The following is a 20,747-nucleotide window of genomic DNA, read 5'->3' on the forward strand; positions in this document are numbered from 1 at the left end:
TTTATTTTTACCCCCCACAGTAAGTTTTCGTTTCACAGCATCTGCACAATCTTTAAACAAAACGTCTACCGTATCAATATTTTCCTGTAGGTTCCTGGTTAAGGGAGCTATAATTTTATTCTGTTCATCATGTAATACACTCATTCTATCATCACCTTATCGTTAATATAAAATTTATTTACTCATCACTTATTCTTTTAAAATGCAGAATAATGACCTTATTTCATATCTATTTTTGTAAACTTATTTCATATTATATCCAAAAAAAATCATATTATTTGTTAACACTAGGATAAATTAGGATGTATGCTCTTATATTTCCTTATATCCAGGTGCAGATATCTTAGCTGCCACAATAAATAAATTAGGATGTATATTCTTATGTTTCAAACTTTGCAGCAGACTTATCTGTTCTATTAATCTTTATTGTAGGAAAAGGTAAATCAAGTATTTTTGATAATTCCATATTATTAGATGCATTAAAAAGTAGAATATCTAAAATAGAGATGATAGGAATTGATAGAAATAGTTGCGTTACTTCTACTATTTATAGATGTTTCGAAATTAGAGTTTCTGTTATTTTTCCATCGGCTTTTATCATATAAAAAACAAGTAAAACAAAGAAAAAATTACGTAACACAAATATTGAGATAGTCGTTTTACATGAGGAATATTATTTAGGATTGGCGAATTTCAAAATTGGCGCAGATAACTTTAGAATGTTAAAGTAATATGATGAATGGGCTTATGAAGCCCGCACAAATTGACCTATGAACTGGATACGGAGTTCTCCTTAGAACAAATTTCCGTTCTTAATATAATTGTCTATTTTAAAGATAACTGATTCAATAGCTGAAAAATTCTAGCAATCTGCTTAAATTCACAACCAGCTTTGCCTTCATAAACTTACTTGACCTTCATGAGTATGGGAGGCTGTGTGGTTATTGTGACTTTGGGAAATTCGTTATGGTTCTTATACGATAGGAATCGCGACAATATTTAAAAATTGTGATGTTTGAGCCGGGTATAACCCGGCGAGTTCGCAATTTTTAAATATGCTTTAAGCGATTACTATCGTATTAGAACCATCGAATTTACCTACGGAACAAGAACCACACAGCCTCCCATACTCATGAAGGTCTCCATCCCCTCCATCTGGCAAAGCGTACGTAGTACATTAATTAATTAATTCTAAATATCCAACGTTAACTGAATTTCCTCCTCCGCCTCCAATTTAAAGTCTTCCACCTTTTCCGGATTGATTATCGGCAAATCCTGCAAGGACTGAATACCAAAGCTTCGAAGGAATTCTTCCGTAGTACCGAATAAAATTGGTCTTCCCGGCGCATCCATTCTGCCTGCTTCACATACCAGATTATATTCCACTAATTTATTTACGGCATGGTCTGATTTTACACCCCGGATGGCTTCGATTTCCTGTTTTGTAATCGGCTGTTTATAGGCAATGATAGACAAAGTTTCTAATAATACATCCGTTAAAACATGCTTTTTAGGAATATGGGTAATTTTAATAATGGATTCATACATTTCCGGTTTGGTACACATTTGAAACGCCCCATCCAGTTCAATGATCTGAATGCCTCTTTCTTCGGAATCGTATTGATCCATCATATTTCGAATAATTTTTTTGGTAGTATCTGTATCATGTGCTATGGCTGCTGCGATACGCTCCACTTCTACCGCTTCACCCATAGTAAATAAGATAGCCTCAATGGTTGCTTCTATTTTCTTAAGTTCCATACTTTCCTCCAACATATCATAAAACTGTATTATCTTAGGTGCCTGATATGATTTATATTAGCTAACTAACTGGAAGCACCTTTTGATTATATCTATTCAAGAACAATACTATCATCAAGTTCTTCAATTGTTTCTCCTATAAATGTAACCGTAATATCGTCAAATAAATTGTCTTGCTCAATTACAACTTGTCCAACTTTCATCAGCTCTAAAACACCTAAGAAGGTTACGATAATCTCCATTTTGGTGGGCTGAGCTTCTAAAAGTTTACGGAAACTGAACTTCCTATGTTTCAGACCATAGGCTTGGATAGACATTAATTTGGCTGTTAAATTAATTTCTTCTCTTTCAATTCTTCCGAATTTGCTGCGGATTGGGTCAATTTTATCCGTCTGTTTCTTTACTACAGATTCAAATATTTTATGTAATTTAGCTAAGGTTAAGTCAGCTAACAAACTTTCCGTATCAATTTCTTCCCTATAGCCTTTGATTTCTTCCGGAATAGTACTTTCTTTAAAGAATACCTTTGCAGCGTCTACCTCTTTATCCTTAAGTTCTCCGGATATGTATTTAAACATCTTATATTCCAACAGACGCTCTACTAATTCCTGTCTTGGATCCTCTTCCTCTTCTTTCGCTTCATCCTTTGGAAGCAGCATCTTGGATTTAATATTTAGTAAAGTTGCTGCCATTACCAGGAATTCACTCATAACATCCAAATCTTTATCTTCCATGTTATTAATATATTCCATGTACTGATCCGCAATTTCTCCAATAGGAATATCATAAATATTTACTTTGTTTTTATCAATGAGGTGAAGCAATAAGTCCAATGGACCTTCAAATGCTTCCAGTTTTATAGAAATACTCATACATATCCTCTCTTTGAGTTTGTAAATTCACTACCTTAACAGCATGCTTAGTATAGTAGCACTGATTTCCGCAATAATATTTAATATTACAGCAAAGAATAAAATCATTTTAATCACATAATCATTTCGAATAATGGAAAAAAATTTATTTGGTGATTTTCCTGCAATGCAAAGTCCCATGTCAAAGGTTGATACAGGAAACAAATTCACTAGGAGCATGCTCAGGCTTAATAAAGCCATGTACAGCATAATACATTGAAAAATTAAATCTGCCGTTTTGATATTTTCCACATAAGTAAAATCAGGATTCATACCAATTCCAAATCGCAAAATAAGAAAACTGCCTATAAAAGTCAATGCCAAACTAATAAAGCCGGCAATACCTAATATAAAATTCGTCTTTTTATCCTTAATACGGTACATATAAGGTTTTGAGAAACCTGCCATACTGGTAATACAGAATATCATACCAATAGGATCTATATAGTGATGCAATTTAAAAATAATATTTTTATCTTTTTTATCCTTTGCAGGATTTATTATATAAAAAAGAATGGCCTTAGGAAATTCATGCAGGATCATAATTAAACTGCCTGATATGAAAGCTGCTGCTATTCGAATTAGTTGGGTTTTCATTTGACCTCCAATAAATCGTTATAAACTTACGGCCTTTTTAAAGTAACAACCATTAGTTCAGGCCGGTTAAACGCTCTTAATTTTATAGTGTGGGTTCCAAGCCCTCTGGAAACTAACATAGTTTGTCCATTTTCATGAAATTCTCCGGCATCGTATTTAGGAAATAGTTCATATTGGGGTGATATTACCCCGCCTAACCATGGTAATCGTACGATTCCACCATGTAAATGACCGGAAAGTACTAAATCTGCACCCCAATTGATGTAAGTTTTAAAGTATATGGGATTATGTGCAATCAATATATTATAACATTTGTTATCCGGAATTCCTACTAATTTTTGCAAATATTCGGTTTCCATCTTTGTTTTCTTAAACTTTTGAAAATACTCTTTTCCGATTTCAACAGAGGTGATATTGATCTTGCTTTCTTTTCGATATATGGTGCAAGTCTCATTATTTATTACTCGAACCCCCATATCTTTTAGTTTGCGGATATAGGAATTAAAGCTTTCATCATGGTGAGTTCCGTCTTCCATCACTCTTTGTTCATGATTTCCAAAACCATAATAAACCGGATACTGCTTTGTAAGCTTCTCCATTAAGGATAACGCAACAGAAAAATCACCCTGTTCTTTTCCTACAATTAAATCCCCCGCAATTACAATAAAATTGGGGTTGGCTTTATTAATTTTGTTGATTAACCTTTCATTGTCTCTGCCAAAACTATTATTATGTAAATCTGCAAGCACAACAAAAGAAACATCATCAAATGCATTGGGGATACCCTTAGATGATATTGCATAATTGGTAACCTGCAAATTAAAATTCTCTAAATACATATAGATTAAAAATAATACACCGAAAACTAGAAATCCATAGAAAATAAGCATATACCGCTCCTATCTTATATATCTCATTGCAAACCAGTCAAATATCATTCTAAAGGTATTCCGTAGCTGAACTATGAAGAATCTCTGCCGGACCCAACAGAGATTCTTCATCCTAATTCAGAAGTGCTGAATTTATGTTCAGAATTACAGTTATCTTTTTTTCTGAATGCACTCCTTATATAGCCTTGTTCTGTTTCACATTCATGGGTGATTTTGCTCATAATGACACCTCTTGTATTGTTTTGCTCCAATTACACTTTATAAATAATTGTAATTAAAATAACCCTTCTTGTATATGAATAGCATGTATGTTCTATTTTAACACAGTCTTTACATCAGGTCTAGAGTCACTACAACAAGAATTTTTTAAAAGCAAAGTTAAAGTAATCTTTAAATTTGGCTTTCTCAACAGTTTCTGCTGCCACAATATCAACAGTTCCAATTTTCTTTCCATTCAAGGTATAGGTAACTTCCCCCACTTTAAAATTCTCTGTAATAGGTGCCACAATATTTTCCGCAAGAGTTATCTCTTTTTTAATATCAGCAGGATTGGTACCTTTTAAACATACATAGGAGAATTCATCCTTTGCCCGATACCCTACGCTATCAGCGATACCTTGTTTTACTGGTATTGGATTTACAACAAGGTCTTCATTTTTATCCTTGAATATACTGCAATTAGCGAAACCATAATCTAGCAGTTTAGCAGCTTCACTAAAACGAACCTTGGTAGAAGGTGCTGCCAAAATAACTGCTATCATGTCCATATCATTTCTTTTTGCAGTAGCAGATAAACAATATTTTGCCAAACCGGTAGAGCCTGTTTTTAGTCCGGTAATACCATTGTATTGTTTGATTAGCTTATTGGTATTAGTCAGACCAAATTCTGTTTGACCTTTTCTTGTTGTATGTACAAATGTATCCATCCAAACCGTAGAATATTGGCTGATTTGAGGATGTTTGGTTATTAACTCTCTGGACATTAAAGCAATATCATAAGCCGTTGTATAATGATTATCTACATCCAGTCCGCAGGCATTTACAAAATTAGTATTTAGCATACCTAATTCTTTTGCCCTTTCATTCATCACAGCAACAAAAGATTCCTCAGAACCTGCAAGCATTTCGGCCATAGCAACGCTTGCATCATTAGCGCTGGCAATACTGATGCATTTTATTAATGTATTCACATCCTGTGTCTCAAATGGCTCAAGATATACTTGGGATCCTCCCATAGAGGCAGCATGTTCGCTAATAGTCACCTGATCCGTTAGCTTTATCTTGCCGCTGTCAATAGCCTCAAAGATCAATAATAAAGTCATAACTTTCGTAACACTGGCTGGTCTTAGCTTTTCATCTTTATTTTTGTCGTAAATAATCTGCCCTGTGGAGCCTTCCATTAATACTGCCGCATCCGATGTGATTTCCAATGGGTTATTTTCCGGTTCTGCATACACTTTCATAGGTATTCGAATATTCGTTAGTAAAATAATTCCTATAAATAGGGCGCACAATCTCTTCACTTTAACCTCGATTCCGGCGCTTTTGCGCCTTTTCTAATTGCACAAGCTTACTACTATTTTAATCAACTTATACCAATTTTAGACCTATTCCGAAGGATTTATTTCACAATCACTTCACATATCAAAGATTTACCGCTGCATTCTGCAATAATTTTTGTAGTCCCTTTTGATACTCCTTTTACTTTACCTGTCCAGCTTACCGTAGCAATTTTTTTATTTGCACTCTTCCACTTTACTCTAAATATAGGACCTTTTACTTTCAATTTGTAAGTCTCACCTTTTTTTAGGGTCAGCTTTCTTTTATTCAAATCAATGACCCTTACCCTACATTTTAAAGTTACATCATCGTGTTTTGCTTGAATAATAGTAGTGCCGGGGCGAAAGGCAAATACTTTTCCGAATATATTCACATCTGCTACTTTAAAATCCGTTGAAGAAAAGTTTACCTTTTTATTAATTCCTACCACATAAAGCTTGAATGCTTCGCCCTTTACCATTACTATATCTTTCACATGCAATCTTTCGCTTAATGGAGTCTCTATATCATTCCTATAGAACAAGGAAGTACGGGGGATGATCAAATACCAAAGCAAGGCAAATAAAGTAATATAATAAACTATAGAAATACCGCCCTTATATCCAAACAAATGAAAAAAACCTTTTTTCTTCACAGTAACATTCCTTCTATTTATTTACTATATTCTATTTATGTAAAACTATCTTCATACTAATATACGCTAGAAATGCAATAAAAAACCTTCGAAAAAATACATATATATGCATTTTGGGAAGATTTTAATCTGCATTTCTAACTTCGTATAAATTGCCAATTTATATAAAGAAAATTTATTTCAACCTAATTGTATTAAAAATAAAAATAGACAAAGAATCATAAAATTAATTACAATTTTCGCCTATTCTTAATAAAACTTTATATTTTGTAAAAAGTACTAAAAACAATCCGTATTTATATTCACTGTCTCATCCGATTTATAATCTCATTTGCTTTCTTATAGATATTTTCCACGTCTTCGCCAATATAGAATTGATTATCTTCATATAATACCTTACCATTTACCATAGTAAGCTTCACATTCTGCTTGCTTCCGCTATAAACTATATTTTTGGTAATATTATTGATAGGCTGCATATTGGGCTGTTGCAGATCAATGATAATTAAATCGGCTATTTTACCGGTTTCTAAGGTATCCATCTCTTTCAACCCCATGGCTTTTGCCCCTCCTGCGGTGGCCATGTATAACACTTGATTTGCTGGCGCCGCAGCTGCATCATCTTCTTTTAATTTTTGTAATACAGTAACCAGATATATCTCACGGAACATATCCAAAGCATTATTACTAGCTGGGCCATCGGTACCGATTGCAATATTAATGCCCATATTCAGCATTTTTGTTATTGGAGCGATTCCACTGGCTAATTTGGAATTAGAGCCTGGATTGGTTACGGCAGTTAAACCACGTTTCTGAAATACTGACAAATCCGCCTCTGTCATATGGACACAATGATATCCTCCACCACCATGCTCAAACATCCCTAATTGATCCAAATAGACAGTGGGTGTTGTCCCATTCTTCTTCAAACACTGCTCCACTTCTGCTTTCGTCTCTGAATTATGGGAGAATACCGGTGCTCCATATTTTCTGGAAAGAGCTGCAATCCCTTCTAACAAAGGTCTTTCTGCCGTATATTCTCCATGAAAACCAATGCAGTAACTAATCAGGTCATGGTGATGATTGTATTTATTATACCAATTTTCCAGACTTTCCAGATTTTCTTCGGCACTTCCTGTGAATTCACTGATTCCTGCACATAATACAGATCGAAATCCCATGTCAGTAGAAGCCCTCGTAACATCTTCCGGACTAAAGTACATATCAAAATTAGCAGTAACACCACTTGTTAAATATTCCAGTATAGCCAGTTTGGAAAGATGATAAATATCTTCACCAGTAAGTTTTGCTTCCATGGGGAATATCTGCTTATGCAGCCAGTCAAGCAAAGGCAGATCATCTGCATATGATCTTAAAAAAGTCATAGCAGAATGGGTATGTGCATTTTTAAACCCTGGCATTATCAGATTTCCTTTTACATCTATTTCTCTGTCAAAGTAAGGTAATGTTATCTTTTCATTTTCCTTCTTTGATTCGCCTACATATGTGATACGATTTCCTTCAATCCAGAGTTCTCCTTCTGTTATAGAAAAATTTCCTGCCATGGTTAAAATTTTAGCATTATAAAACCTAGTATTCATGGTTTCCCCTTTCAATATATACTTCCTTTTCTTTTGTTAAGAATAAGCAAGTACATTATATTAAATATTCAATTTCTAATTATTTTAATGTCACCTAATCTTACTCATTAAACCTTGAATTTGCAAGCAAGATTGAAATTCCTCATTACATTTAGATAGCATTAATTATCTCTTACCCTTATCATATATCTCTCCAAGTGCTCTGGGTGAACGGTTGGACTTTGAGAAAAAGATAAGCAGCAATAGTGTTAAAACGTATGGTAATATCATAATTAAATCAGAAAAAGTACTCGGTAATTCTAATACCTGCCCTAATTTATATCCGCCGGATTTTGCAAATCCAAATAGTAAGCAGGCACCTAGGGTAGGGAGTATCTTCCAATTGCCGAATATCAATGCTGCTATGGCAAGATAGCCATATCCCATATAAATACTTGGTGAGAAGTTGGCGGAGATGGAATAAGCAAAGCATATACCTCCAAGTCCTGATAAAGCACCAGATACCATTACCGCCTTAAATCTTATCTTAGATACTTCTACACCTGCAGCATCTACGGAATGAGGATTATCTCCACAAGCTCGAAGCCGTAAACCATATCTTGTTTTATAAAGTACATACCATGCAATAAATGCAATTATTAGAATTGCTATTTCGAATGGATAGATTGATTTAAACATAGCTCCTATAACCGGTATGCTTGATAAAACAGGAATCGTAAAACGATTGGAGACTCCTAGCTGGAATTTATCCGATACTGCTCCAAACATCAAACTGTTTACCTGAGTGGTTAAGAACACCGTTAATGCTGCAGCAAGTATATTTATAACAACACCACTGATTACCTGGTTTGCTTTAAAGTTAATACATAAAAGTGCATGAAGCATGGAATAAACCATTCCACCTAACATAGAAAAGATTAAGGCTACATAAAATAAAGATTGTACTTCCACATTGGCAAACTTAGAAATTAATACAACCGCCAACGCTCCTACAAAGGCACCAAAACCTTGTAAACCTTCAATTGCCAGATTGGTAATTCCACTCTTTTCACTATAAATGCCACCAATTGCCATAATAAAAAGAGGTAAAGCAAAGGATAAGCCATCAATAATTATAGTATCCATTATTTTTCACTCTCCTTTCTCTCATTCTCTTCCTGTAGAATACTTGCTTGTGTGTCTTTTCTTCTACTTTCATCCGGTTCCTCTAACATACTATCTTTTTCGACTGCTTTTATGAGATTTTCACGTTTTTCTACATCAGTAGTATCCGTTACAGAACTTGTTCCTATTTTTTTATCCTCTTCAAAGTGCTTTTCTTTTCCTCTTTGAATCTTGTACTTAATAAAAGTACCGCAGGCACTAAATAGAAGGATTAATCCTGTAATAACAGAAGCAATTTCTTGTCTGACTCCGGAGGTAGAACTCATATAGGTACTGCCCTTATCGATAACCGAAATCAGAAAGGAGGAAAATAGAATTCCAATTGGGTTTCCGTTACCCAATAAGGAAACTGCAATGGCATCATAACCTGTACTTGCTAATACTTTTGGTTGAATAGAAGCAAAATAACCAAGATAATAAGTGACACCGGCAAGTCCTGCCAAAGCACCTGATATGACCATGGCTAATACAATGTTTTTGCCAACATTGATGCCGGCATATTTTGCAGCTTTGGGATTAGCACCTACTGCTTTTATTTCATATCCAATTCTTGTTTTATCTACAACAAATTTTATAGCAAATGCAGTAATAAGAGCTAAAATAATACCTATGGACAAGTCCATTTTAAGACCTGCAAATTCCACATTCATAAAAGTTAATCGTGCTGAACTTCTTATATATTTTGATTGTCTAGAAACAGGATCAATGTAATATGAATTAATAAAGAAACTTAGCACATATTGTACGATATAATTAAACATAATAGTGGATACTACTTCATTAATATTAAATTTGTATTTTAACCATCCCACAATTCCGCCATAAATCGCGCCAACTACTATACCGATAATTAGTACAAGTGGTTTTGCAATTATTCCATTCAGCTCACTATAACCAACTAGAACAGTAGCCGCATAACCGGCTAATAACATCTGTCCGGATACACCAATGTTAAAAAGACCTGCCTTAAGAGCTACTGCTACCGCTAATGCAGCAAAAAGCATTGGTGTCATGGAATTCAACATAGTTAATAAATCTGTAAGCATACTTTTATATCCTGCATAAACCGGTTTTGGCAGTACACCTGCACCTTGCAGCAGATTATAAAAAGCACTGAGAGGATTCTTTCCAATTAGTAAAATGACGATGGATGCAGCAATTAAACTTAATAAAATGGAGAATAAGGGAATAGAAACAGGCTGCCATTTTTCATTTCCCATACATCTTATAAAAGCTCTATATATGATATTTGTTTTCCTGGGTTTTTTAGAATTTGTTTTACTCATGCTTTACCCCCATCATAAATTCTCCGACTTCCTTGGTGGTCAGTGTTTTTGCATCTGCTATTTTTTGAAGTTGTCCATTGTAGATAACACCAATGGTATCTGCAACATTCATGATTTCATCCAATTCCAAAGATATTAGAAGAATTGCCTTACCATTATCACGTTCCTGTAAAATCATGTTATGGATATTCTCAATGGCTCCTATATCAAGTCCTCTGGTTGGCTGTACGAAAATCATCAAAGGTGATTGCAACTCAATCTCTCTGGCAATAATGGCTTTCTGCTGATTACCGCCGCTCATGGAACGAACTATTGTTTTAGAGCCTTGTCCGCTTCTAATATCGTATTTATCTATCAGTGAATTTCCGTATTCTATAATTTCTTCTTTATCCAGTACCCCATTCTTACAGAATGGTTCTTTATAGTAATCTTTTAAAGCAATGTTCTCAGCCAAGGTAAAGTCTAATACCAGCCCATAAGCTTGTCTATCTTCCGGTATGTAAGATATACCTTCTAATGTACGCTTTCTTATACTATAATTAGTTATATCCGTATTATTAAGTTTAATTGAACCGCTGTTAACTTTCGCAAGTCCGGCTATTGCGTCTGCAACTTCCACCTGACCATTACCGGATACACCGGCAATTGCAAATACTTCGCCTCCCCTTATTGTAAAGGAAACATCTTTTACCACATCAAAGTTATCCTGGTTCTTTATAGTCAAGTGCTCTACCTCTAATACCACATCTCTAAAATGCGGCGGTTTTTTTGTTGTTTCAAAGGATACCTCTCTACCTACCATTAAATTAGCCATCTTCTGAGTGGAAGTTTCCTTTACATCCAATACATCCACTAACTTTCCGCGGCATAAAATTGCACAACGGTCAGCAACTCTTTTAATTTCTTCCAGTTTATGAGTAATAAGTATAATAGTCTTTCCACCGGCACGTAAGCTCTCAATAATATCCAGTAAGAAGTCAATTTCTTGAGGTGTCAGAACAGCTGTAGGCTCGTCAAATATCAGAATTTCAGCTTCACGGTATAACATTTTTAAGATTTCAACCCGCTGTTGTAGTGAAACATTTATATCCTCAATCTTTTTCGTTGGATCTACTTCTAATCCATAGGCTTTTGATAATTGGCTTATTTTCTTATTGGCATTTTTAATATCTACATATGGAATTACACCTGCTAATTTTTTGATTGGTTCAATGCCAAGAATAATATTTTCTGTAATCGTATAATTTTGAACTAATTTAAAATGCTGATGCACCATACCTATATTCAACTTTGTAGCATGGTTTGGAGAATGAATATGAACCTTTTCGCCCCGAATGAATATCTCGCCTTCATCAGGTTCATACATACCAAAGAGCATACTCATTAAGGTAGATTTTCCGGCACCATTTTCACCTAATAATGCAAAGATTTCTCCCTTTTTAATCTGCATTGTCACATCATTATTGGCAACAATACCGGGAAATTTCTTCGTAATATGTTTCATTTCCACAATATATTCGGACATTTTTATTCTCCTTGTCTTCATTTTAATAAAAAAAGTTTATCACTCGTTACTGATTTTCTCAATATTAAGTGATAAACTTTCTCTGTTTCCCAACTTTAGCTAAAGGCAATGTGGAATATTTTTATAATTATTCCGGAAGACCAGGGAAAGAGTCGGATGAAATTCCATTAAAGTTAGCCGCAGGTACAATTTCTCCAGCTTGTAATAATTTATAGGCTTCATTCATTTTAGTGATACTGTCTTTAGATAACTGTTGACGTCCTTCTGCACTTACAAAACCTGTTGAATCTGTATCTGCTTTCAAAAGAACATTCTGTCCTTTAAATGTACCGTCTTTTACTGCATTTAGAGCTCTTTCTACGTTTAGATTCATAACTTTTAATGCTGAAGTTAATATTACATTTTCGGAACCGTTTTTACCATCATCATATTGGTCAACGTCACAGCCGATTACTTTAACTCCTTCAGCTTCTTTTGCAGCTGTGAATACACCATTACCGGAACCACCTGCTGCAACAAACATAATATCAACACCTTCATTAATTAAGGCATTACCTACAACTTTACCAGTTGGTTCATCTGCAAAGGACCCAACATAGTTACCACCCACATTTGCACCGGTTACATCGGTTCCTGCGTAAGCTGGAAGTTCTACAAATTCAACTTTCTTGTCATACATAGCATTAACATAGTTAACACCGGATTCAAAACCATATTGGTAGTTAACGTTGGAAGGATAAGCTACACCATTAACAACTGCAACTTTACCTGTTTTTGTCTCTAACGCAGCTGCCATTCCTGCAAAGAATCCACTTTCTTCTTCTGCAAAAGTCATAGCATAAATATTATCGAATTCTGTAACACCATCAATTTCTTGTGGGTCAGAATCAATTAATACAAATTTACTATTTGGGTTATCTCCGGCAATTGTTGAAATTCCTGCAAATTGAAAACCTGGAGTAACAATTACATCATAGCCAGCAACAATATCTGCAACCGCTTGTACTGCTGCAGCTGGGTCACCAGTTGGTTCTTTAACTGTTTCCACAGTAGCATCAGGATTATTTTTTATAAAGTTTAATATACCATTATAATTATCTTGGTTAAAAGAGCCATCATCTACACCGGATGGGCTGGTTACAATTGCTATTTTAAGCTTGTTTCCTGTTTGATTTCCTCCCTCTGTAGTATTTCCTTTTTTACCGCATCCGGTAAATAAGACAACCATAAGACTCATAATACATGCTAATGCTAAAAATTTTCTGTTTTTCATAAATGACCTCCATTTGTTAGTTTGAAAATTTAATTCTCTTTTAAACGAATTAAATATATTATTCGACACAGCTTATTAATAAAGTCCGATTATAAGCCATGTTAATAATTCCATAAGAATCTTTACTGCAATAAAACAAAATTCCAAAGCGTGAAACATATATTACCATTACATCATGATCTTATACTTGCAACATTTGCAAATATAATTCTTAAAATTTAAATCCTGCCTTAAAAGCTTTGGATTGCAAAGCCTTCTCATAATCTTTCAAGTCATATAATTCAATGGCAGGCAAAGTAACAAGTCCTCTTTGCAACAACTGCATAGCCGGCTCAAAGGGGCCGCATCTGCTTCCCTTAATTGTAATTTCATTAACAACAAAAGAGCTCATGTCAATTTCAACTTTTCCTGCATAGGTACTCTTTATAACAATAAGTCCTTTATTACGCACCAGTTTTTGTGCCGATAGAATTCCAGCCGGAGAACCGGTTGCATCTATAACAATTTCATAAGTTTCATCGGTTTTTGTGGTAGTCTTAGCAAAAGAAGAAAACTGTTTCAATTTATCTTCATGTCTTCCTATTACTGTTAGATCCGCACCGGATAAAGAAACCACCTGAGCTATCATAAAAGCAAGTCTTCCGTCTCCAATTACCACAACATTCTTAGATGGCTGTATATGAGCCTGCTCCATAATCTCTAAAGCTGCTGCTAAAGGTTCTGTAAATATTGCTATTTCTGTAGGTATTTCATCCGGTACAACATGAAGCAAATCAGAACGTATCGTCATGTATTCTGCAAAACAACCGTCTTTACCGGCCATACCGATAACTTTACGGCTTAAACAATGTTTCTCTCTGCCTGTTCTGCAATAGATACATTCTCCACAGCCTTCATTGAGTTCACCTACCACCCTTTTACCAACCAGTTCTTTTTTGTTGGATTCTACTACTTCTCCTACAAATTCATGCCCTAATACTCCTGTAAAATCAGGCTTGTACCCTTTTAGTACTTCTTTATCCGTATTACATATGGCACTTATTAATATCTTTACCAGACTTTCATTGGGTCCCGGAACAGGTATTGGATAATCCTCCAAGTACTGTGCCTTATCTTTATAATATAACGCTTTCATAGGCCCTCCTTCTTTCGCTGTCTTTCTGAGATTTTTCACCGATTCAGCTTTGACGCTTGTACACGAAATAACAAAAAATCACTTTTCAGTCTCCCTATTTATTCCTTATAATGACTTAGCAATATTCTTAATGGAATCCGTAATCAATTGTTTAAATAAAGGAGCAACTCTATCTGCTGTTTCTTGTACTTCTTCATGAGTTAAAGGCTGATCCGTCATACCTGCACAAAGGTTTGATATACAGGAAATACCGCAGACTTTCATTCCCATATGTTTTGCTGCCATAGCTTCACAGGCGGTACTCATACCTACCGCATCCGCTCCAAGTATTCTGCACATTTTAACCTCATGGGGCGTTTCGAAGTTTGGACCGGTAAATTGAAGGTATACACCCTCCTGTAAAGGAATATTGGATTCTTTCGCCGTATTACGAATGGTTGCCTGCAAGTCCAGATCATATACATTGCTCATATCGGGAAAACGCAGTCCTAATTCTTCAATATTTTCACCAATTAAAGGAGATGGTACAAAATCAGAGATATGGTCAGTAATCATCATAAAATCACCACTCTTATAATTAAAATTAACACCGCCGGCTGCATTGGTAAGAAATAAGACCTTTGCTCCCAGCATCTTCATTAATCTGGTTGGCAAAACAACATCTGTAATAGGGTAACCTTCATAATAATGGACTCTGCCCTGCATTATAACAACCGGAACATCGCCGATATATCCAAATACAAATCTTCCCTTATGTCCTTTCACTGTTGAAACAGGAAAACCTTCAATATCATTATAATCAAGAACCGAATGAATATTAATACTATCCGCATAGTCTCCCAAACCGGAACCAAGGATTAAGGCTACTTCCGGTTCAAAATCAACTTTTTCCCGAACGCTCTTGTAACATTTCTGAAGTTTTTCATATACTGGGTTCATATGAATCTCCTTTTCATTTTTTATAGTAAATCATTTCTGCTATTCGTCAATATTATAGCATTTTTTTGTTTATTCTTCAATTCTTTTGTCTTAAATATTATTTTTTTGTCGCAAAAAATATATTTTTTGCAACAAATTCACATAAAATCAATCATTTTACGCCTATAAAATAATTTCTCCCTATTTCATTAATAACTTATATTTACAAGACCTTCCACGTTTGGAAATACATGCACTTTTCTGTGCTCCATAAACATATTCTGGCTCATCTTCTTTTGCATCATACATTTTAATAAATTTAATTTGACTATTGACAATATAAAATCTCAGGTGTATTATTGTATTAGTTGCTTAATACAGTAATACAAATAACAATCTGGAAGGAGATGAATGAATGCAATGGAATCTTAATTCAGAGCGACCGGTTTATCTTCAATTAATAGAGCAAATACAAGCAGGCATTATATCGGGATATTTTAAGCCCGGTGATAAATTACCTTCTGTAAGAGATTTGGCAGCCGATGCTACAGTAAATCCAAATACAATGCAAAAAGCTTTTACCGAGCTGGAACGAACCGGTTTGGTTTACACCAACCGTACCAGCGGAAGATTTATTACCTCTGATGAAAAACTTATAAAGGAATTAAAAGATCAATCTGCAAAAAATGAAATAAAAGATTTTCTAAATAAGATGAAGCAACTTGGTTTAGATACGGAAGAAATTATTGAACTCATTAAAAATATAGCAAAGGAATTCACACCCTGATTGATGACAGTGCACATCTGTAAGAAGATGTGGCATGCAATGGGCGCTAGGTTGAAAGAATAAATTTATTTCAACCGGAGCTTTGTGCCTGGCACAAAGTCTCCAGACTTTGAAAGGAGCATGGTTATAAATATGAACACATTATTTGAATGTAAATCATTATCTAAAAGTTTTTCCGGCTTTACTGCTTTATCCAATATTGACTTATCACTTCAGCAAGGACAAATCATTGGATTATTGGGACCAAACGGCAGCGGGAAATCAACATTATTAAAGCTAATTAACGGTCTGCTGGTACCAGACACCGGCTCAATAAGTATCGGTGGTTTTAATCCCGGTATAGAAACAAAGAAAATGATCTCCTATTTACCAGAGCGGACATATCTTGCAGATTGGATGAAAGTAAGTGATATCGTTGGTTTTTTCAAGGATTTTTATGATAATTTTGACCCTGCAAAAGCTTACGAGATGCTAAAAAGCCTGCATATAGAACCAAATAGACGTTTAAAGACTTTATCAAAGGGAACAAAAGAAAAAGTGCAGCTTATATTAGTCATGAGCCGTAAGGCGGATTTATATTGCTTGGATGAACCCATCGGTGGTGTGGATCCTGCTTCCAGAGACTATATACTGAATACCATTATTAAAAACTACAGTGAAAATGCCTCTGTTCTTATCTCCACTCATCTAATAGCAGATATAGAAATGATTTTAGATGATGTTATATTCTTAAAGGAAGGCTCTGTTTTTCTTCATTCTTCTGTGGATGATTTAAGAGTGAAAGAACAGAAATCCATAGACACATTATTTAGGGAGGTGTTTAAATGTTAGGGAAATTATTAAAATATGAATTTAAAGCAACATCTAGAATATTAATTTCTCTGTACCTTATTATGTTAATAACGACAGGACTCAACAGGCTCATACTTTTATTGGACATATTTGATGGATCTCTTATGATAATTCCAGCGATTATGCAAGTACTATTTATATTATCGATTATAGCCATCTTCATAACCTCCTTTTTATTAATGATTTATCGATTTTATAAGAATCTCTTATCTGATGAAGGTTATTTAATGTTTACGTTACCAGCGAAAACCCATCAATTAATTACATCCAAATACCTTGCTACCTTAGCATGGTTGCTTATAAGTATTATCATTATCCTTGGTTCCGCAGTTTTGGCTATTGGCACGCCAGAAAATATAAAGTTGGTTTTGAACAGTTTGAATGAGCTTTTACTTCAGTTTGGAGCTACAACAGGTAATAGTATCTCATTAACCATAATTACCTTATTACTATTTTGCTTTACGTCTGTTACTACTTATATATCATTAATCTATGCATCCATTGCCATAGGACAATTATTTACCAAAAATAGATTAGTTGGAGCTTTTGTTTCTTATATTGGTATTAGTGCTGTCATGCAGCTATTATTACTTTTACTCCTTGTAATAACAAAGGTTTTCAGTTCCATAATTGCAAACGGTAATAATATAATACCGCTAAAATTAATAATAGGCATTATTGTTTATCAGTTAGTACTAAGTACAATCTTCTATATTACTACAAATATAATTTTCAAAAGGAGATTAAACTTAGAATAATAATTGGAATTGCTGCAAGATAGAACCGGATACCGGTTATAGATTTTTCCTCTATACCGATATCCCTTTCTATCTTCCAACTCACTTTTCTTTTATGCTATTTATCTCAAACGTTTATTTTCAAATCTGGCCAAAGTTTCTAATGCAAATACCAAACCTTTTATTCTTTCTTCAATAGTTCCTTCCTCAATGGTACAATCAATGGATATTGCCATATCATTTAGCAATCGTTCATCAATATATTTCTTTTTACTTAAAAGAACTTCCAGCTTATCATTATATGATGCTGCATCCAAAAATTGAAGAAGAACAGAATTGACACCGGCCTCCGCTGTAGCCTTATCCTGCAAAAGTACAATCTTCTCTTCATACTCTGGTTTATCATGACTAGTCGAGGCAGCTTCTTCTTGGGTATTAGCAGTACTGCTATTTAACGAAGACTCCGTATTATAGTTATTGCCCCATAATTCAAACCGATATTTCTGGCTTGCTTCCGGATACTTATTATGGTCCACTTCACTTATAAACATATTCAATGGTCTGGCAAATATTTTATAGTCGCCATATAAGGCCTGATAAATAACCAGTTGCTCTTTTGTTTCTGTATGTATTGCTATTGTAATAATTTGATATAATTTATTTTTAAAATGTTTATAAATTTCACCCGGTTTTGGAATTCTCTGAAAATCCATGCTAATCCTCCATTCTTTTAATGCCTGCGAATTTGGGTGCAAGCACAATATGACAAATAACATTCTATTCTTTTTTCCATTGGATAGCAATAAGAATTCTTAATTTGTTACAAAATGAAATTATTGTTACCAGGGGAAGTCTTAAATACACTACAATTTAATTATATGAGTAAGCAAATATTGCTCCGGGTATAAAATGAACGAAAGAATCCTCTTTATTTTTATAATATTGATTGAATAGTCCAAATTTCAACTGTTTCTATGGAATTGGTTGACTTAATATAATAAAGAGTATAAAATGTAAAAAACTAAATTCTTTCGTTAACTAGTGTAAAGGAGATTCATACTATGAGTTTTATATTTAAGAAAAAAGTAATCTCTCCTTCTGAGTTGATTCAAACTTATCCCTTACCAGAAAAAGATGCTTTGATAAAAAAAGAAAGAGACGAAAAAATAAAAGACGTCTTAACAGGAGCATCCGATAAATTTCTAGTTATTATTGGCCCTTGTTCTGCAGATCACGAAGATGCTGTTTGTGATTATATAACCAGACTGGCAAAGGTGCAGGAAAAGGTAAAAGATAAAATAATTATTATTCCAAGAATATATACCAATAAGCCAAGAACCACCGGTGAAGGTTATAAAGGAATTGTACATCAACCAGATCCAGAGAAAGAGCCGGATTTGCATGAAGGACTGATTGCTATGCGTAAAATGCATCTTCGTGCTATAGCAGAAACCGGACTTACTGCAGCGGATGAAATGTTATATCCGGAAAACTGGCCCTATGTGGAAGACATATTATCCTATGTGGCAGTTGGAGCACGTTCTGTTGAAGACCAACAGCACCGTTTAACCATCAGTGGCATGGACTGTCCTGCCGGAATGAAAAACCCAACCAGCGGAGATTTTTCCGTAATGCTTAACTCTGTTGTAGCAGCCCAAGGACAGCATACTTTTCTGTATCGTTCCTACGAAGTAAGCACATCCGGTAACCCTCTTGCTCACACCATCCTTAGAGGTGCTGTAAACAAACATGGTAATAGCATTCCAAACTATCACTATGAAGATTTAAACCGTTTGTACGAAATGTACAATGAGCGGGATTTAGCAAATCCAGCTGCTATCATCGATGCAAACCATAACAATTCAAACAAAATTTATTCTGAGCAGCCAAGAATTATTAGTGAAGTACTACACAGCCGCTCCGTGAACAAAGACATTGCCAATATGGTAAAAGGTGTTATGATTGAAAGCTATATCGAATCAGGTAATCAAAAGGTTTCTGAACATATCTATGGTAAATCCATAACAGATTCATGTTTGGGATGGGCTGAATCCGAGAAACTAATCTACTTTATTGCAGATCATCTATAATAAAAAATGTCATTCTAAACCTTTAGTGAAGAATCTTACTTAAATAGGATTCTTCACTTTTTAGGTTCAGAATGACATTTTTGTAACAAACCCATATATTCGTATCCCAATTATGCCCGTGGGTGGGCCCCCATATAAACATCACGGATTTTTTTGCTGCGGTTTCCAAGATATACTTGGGTGGCAGCTGCATCGGTATGCCCCAGCAATTCTTGAATACTGGCAATATCAGCACCATTTTCTATCATATGAAGTGCAAAGGAGTGTCTTAAAATTTGTGGTGTTATTTCATGAGTAATTCCCGCGGACTTTCCATATGCTTTAATGATTTTCCAAAAGCCCTGGCGGCTCATGGGCTCACCGGAAACATTCATAAAACAAATATCCGATTCTTTCTCTTTCAGGAATTTATCTCGTGCATGTTGAAAATAATTCTCCATTGCTCCTGCTGCCATAGAGCCAAATGGTATAATTCGCTCATTTTTGGAACTGCAGCATACAATGTAGCGGCTTTTCAAATTTATATTTTCAATTTTTAGTGAAATCAGTTCCGATACACGAATTCCCGTTGCATACAATAGCTCTAACATAGCTTTGTCCCGAATTCCTTTTATAGTATCCGTATTAGGCATCTCCAATAAACGATTCACTTCCTCCAGTGTTAAAGTGCTAGGAGGCTTTTTCTCAACTTTTGGTGATTTCATACGTTCCGTAGGATCCTGATGTAATCTTCCCTTTTTAATAAGGTAAAAGGTAAATGCCTTTATTGAAGCAATATTTCTTGAGACCGTTGCAGGTGACATCCCATTCCTTTCCATTGATAGCACATAAGAATTTAAGCTTGTCTCATTTATCTTCTCAACATCTGTTATATTTTGTTTATTCAAATGACGAAATAATTTTGCTATATCATTTTTATAAGACAACAAGGTATTCTGTGAAGCATTTTTCACATCTTTCATATACATTAAAAAATCCCGCAACGAACTCTCCATTATTACCTCTCTCCTTCGTATAAACTAAATA

General features: G+C 34.7%; 19 protein-coding genes. 4 read left to right on the forward strand and 15 right to left on the reverse strand.

The window, feature by feature from the left end:
- Positions 1-1,191 precede the first annotated feature (1,191 nt).
- From scpB to RT261_RS02450, 13 genes are all read right to left on the reverse strand, one after another.
- Positions 1,192-1,761 carry an SMC-Scp complex subunit ScpB gene (scpB, locus tag RT261_RS02390; protein WP_313128901.1) on the reverse strand — a complete coding sequence of 190 codons (570 nt, stop codon included), beginning with the start codon at positions 1,759-1,761 and terminating at the stop codon, positions 1,192-1,194.
- Between the two features lie 92 nt (positions 1,762-1,853).
- The gene (locus RT261_RS02395) at positions 1,854-2,633 is read right to left on the reverse strand and encodes a segregation and condensation protein A (protein WP_313128904.1); all 780 of its coding nucleotides are present in this window, start codon (positions 2,631-2,633) and stop codon (positions 1,854-1,856) included.
- 30 nt (positions 2,634-2,663) lie between these two features.
- A complete protein-coding gene (locus tag RT261_RS02400) occupies positions 2,664-3,269 on the reverse strand; it encodes a hypothetical protein (RefSeq protein ID WP_313128907.1) in 606 nt (201 codons plus the stop codon).
- Positions 3,270-3,295: 26 nt separating this feature from the next.
- Positions 3,296-4,159 (reverse strand): metallophosphoesterase, encoded by an 864-nt coding sequence (locus tag RT261_RS02405; RefSeq protein WP_313128910.1) that lies wholly within the window; start codon positions 4,157-4,159, stop codon positions 3,296-3,298.
- 350 nt (positions 4,160-4,509) lie between these two features.
- Positions 4,510-5,682, reverse strand: a complete 1,173-nt coding sequence (locus tag RT261_RS02410) for a D-alanyl-D-alanine carboxypeptidase family protein (RefSeq protein WP_313128911.1) — start codon at positions 5,680-5,682, stop codon at positions 4,510-4,512.
- 98 nt (positions 5,683-5,780) lie between these two features.
- Entirely contained in the window at positions 5,781-6,353 is a 573-nt protein-coding gene (locus RT261_RS02415; protein ID WP_313128914.1) for an Ig-like domain-containing protein, read from the reverse strand.
- Between the two features lie 302 nt (positions 6,354-6,655).
- A complete protein-coding gene (locus RT261_RS02420; protein WP_313128917.1) occupies positions 6,656-7,954 on the reverse strand; it encodes an amidohydrolase in 1,299 nt (432 codons plus the stop codon).
- 165 nt (positions 7,955-8,119) lie between these two features.
- Positions 8,120-9,079, reverse strand: coding sequence for an ABC transporter permease (locus tag RT261_RS02425; RefSeq protein ID WP_313128919.1), 960 nt, complete (start codon positions 9,077-9,079; stop codon positions 8,120-8,122).
- Positions 9,079-10,404 (reverse strand): ABC transporter permease, encoded by a 1,326-nt coding sequence (locus RT261_RS02430; protein WP_313128922.1) that lies wholly within the window; start codon positions 10,402-10,404, stop codon positions 9,079-9,081. The genes RT261_RS02425 and RT261_RS02430 overlap by 1 nt, the downstream gene beginning before the upstream one ends.
- Complete coding sequence (locus RT261_RS02435) at positions 10,397-11,929, reverse strand: ABC transporter ATP-binding protein (RefSeq protein WP_313128926.1); 1,533 nt, start codon at positions 11,927-11,929, stop codon at positions 10,397-10,399. Before RT261_RS02435 ends, RT261_RS02430 begins: the two co-directional genes overlap by 8 nt.
- A gap of 127 nt (positions 11,930-12,056) precedes the next feature.
- Positions 12,057-13,202: a BMP family lipoprotein gene (locus tag RT261_RS02440; RefSeq protein ID WP_313128927.1), complete on the reverse strand. Its 1,146-nt coding sequence runs from the start codon at positions 13,200-13,202 to the stop codon at positions 12,057-12,059.
- A 211-nt stretch (positions 13,203-13,413) separates the two neighbouring features.
- Positions 13,414-14,337, reverse strand: a complete 924-nt coding sequence (locus RT261_RS02445; RefSeq protein WP_313128929.1) for an MDR/zinc-dependent alcohol dehydrogenase-like family protein — start codon at positions 14,335-14,337, stop codon at positions 13,414-13,416.
- A gap of 105 nt (positions 14,338-14,442) precedes the next feature.
- Complete coding sequence (locus tag RT261_RS02450) at positions 14,443-15,276, reverse strand: purine-nucleoside phosphorylase (RefSeq protein ID WP_313128931.1); 834 nt, start codon at positions 15,274-15,276, stop codon at positions 14,443-14,445.
- A gap of 394 nt (positions 15,277-15,670) precedes the next feature.
- Here RT261_RS02450 and RT261_RS02455 point away from each other — a divergent pair, with 394 nt between their 5' ends.
- The 3 genes from RT261_RS02455 to RT261_RS02465 all read left to right on the forward strand — a co-directional run bounded on the left by RT261_RS02455 (position 15,671) and on the right by RT261_RS02465 (position 17,652).
- Positions 15,671-16,042: a GntR family transcriptional regulator gene (locus RT261_RS02455; protein ID WP_313128933.1), complete on the forward strand. Its 372-nt coding sequence runs from the start codon at positions 15,671-15,673 to the stop codon at positions 16,040-16,042.
- A gap of 132 nt (positions 16,043-16,174) precedes the next feature.
- Entirely contained in the window at positions 16,175-16,873 is a 699-nt protein-coding gene (locus RT261_RS02460; protein WP_313128935.1) for an ABC transporter ATP-binding protein, read from the forward strand.
- Positions 16,867-17,652, forward strand: a complete 786-nt coding sequence (locus RT261_RS02465) for a hypothetical protein (protein WP_313128938.1) — start codon at positions 16,867-16,869, stop codon at positions 17,650-17,652. The genes RT261_RS02460 and RT261_RS02465 overlap by 7 nt, the downstream gene beginning before the upstream one ends.
- Positions 17,653-17,753: 101 nt before the next feature.
- On the opposite strand, the gene RT261_RS02470 is transcribed toward RT261_RS02465, so the two are convergent.
- On the reverse strand, positions 17,754-18,344 hold the full coding sequence (locus RT261_RS02470) for a DUF1653 domain-containing protein (protein ID WP_313128940.1): 591 nt from the start codon (positions 18,342-18,344) through the stop codon (positions 17,754-17,756).
- Positions 18,345-18,683: 339 nt separating this feature from the next.
- Here RT261_RS02470 and RT261_RS02475 point away from each other — a divergent pair, with 339 nt between their 5' ends.
- A complete protein-coding gene (locus RT261_RS02475) occupies positions 18,684-19,721 on the forward strand; it encodes a 3-deoxy-7-phosphoheptulonate synthase (RefSeq protein ID WP_331665378.1) in 1,038 nt (345 codons plus the stop codon).
- Positions 19,722-19,831: 110 nt separating this feature from the next.
- On the opposite strand, the gene RT261_RS02480 is transcribed toward RT261_RS02475, so the two are convergent.
- Positions 19,832-20,716 carry a tyrosine recombinase gene (locus RT261_RS02480; RefSeq protein ID WP_313128943.1) on the reverse strand — a complete coding sequence of 295 codons (885 nt, stop codon included), beginning with the start codon at positions 20,714-20,716 and terminating at the stop codon, positions 19,832-19,834.
- Positions 20,717-20,747: the final 31 nt, after the last annotated feature.

The sequence above is a fragment of the Anaerocolumna sp. genome (assembly GCF_032079385.1).
Classification (GTDB): Bacteria; Bacillota; Clostridia; order Lachnospirales; family Lachnospiraceae; genus Anaerocolumna.

Coding starts and splice junctions, on each gene's coding strand:
- RT261_RS02450 (WP_313128931.1), bottom strand. CDS start 15,276: ATGAACCCAGTATATGAAAAACTTCAGAAATGTTACAAGAGCGTTCGG.
- RT261_RS02430 (WP_313128922.1), bottom strand. CDS start 10,404: ATGAGTAAAACAAATTCTAAAAAACCCAGGAAAACAAATATCATATAT.
- RT261_RS02420 (WP_313128917.1), bottom strand. CDS start 7,954: ATGAATACTAGGTTTTATAATGCTAAAATTTTAACCATGGCAGGAAAT.
- RT261_RS02435 (WP_313128926.1), bottom strand. CDS start 11,929: ATGTCCGAATATATTGTGGAAATGAAACATATTACGAAGAAATTTCCC.
- scpB (WP_313128901.1), bottom strand. CDS start 1,761: ATGGAACTTAAGAAAATAGAAGCAACCATTGAGGCTATCTTATTTACT.
- RT261_RS02440 (WP_313128927.1), bottom strand. CDS start 13,202: ATGAAAAACAGAAAATTTTTAGCATTAGCATGTATTATGAGTCTTATG.
- RT261_RS02395 (WP_313128904.1), bottom strand. CDS start 2,633: ATGAGTATTTCTATAAAACTGGAAGCATTTGAAGGTCCATTGGACTTA.
- RT261_RS02425 (WP_313128919.1), bottom strand. CDS start 9,079: ATGGATACTATAATTATTGATGGCTTATCCTTTGCTTTACCTCTTTTT.
- RT261_RS02445 (WP_313128929.1), bottom strand. CDS start 14,337: ATGAAAGCGTTATATTATAAAGATAAGGCACAGTACTTGGAGGATTAT.
- RT261_RS02400 (WP_313128907.1), bottom strand. CDS start 3,269: ATGAAAACCCAACTAATTCGAATAGCAGCAGCTTTCATATCAGGCAGT.
- RT261_RS02470 (WP_313128940.1), bottom strand. CDS start 18,344: ATGGATTTTCAGAGAATTCCAAAACCGGGTGAAATTTATAAACATTTT.
- RT261_RS02465 (WP_313128938.1), top strand. CDS start 16,867: ATGTTAGGGAAATTATTAAAATATGAATTTAAAGCAACATCTAGAATA.
- RT261_RS02455 (WP_313128933.1), top strand. CDS start 15,671: ATGCAATGGAATCTTAATTCAGAGCGACCGGTTTATCTTCAATTAATA.
- RT261_RS02460 (WP_313128935.1), top strand. CDS start 16,175: ATGAACACATTATTTGAATGTAAATCATTATCTAAAAGTTTTTCCGGC.
- RT261_RS02480 (WP_313128943.1), bottom strand. CDS start 20,716: ATGGAGAGTTCGTTGCGGGATTTTTTAATGTATATGAAAGATGTGAAA.
- RT261_RS02405 (WP_313128910.1), bottom strand. CDS start 4,159: ATGCTTATTTTCTATGGATTTCTAGTTTTCGGTGTATTATTTTTAATC.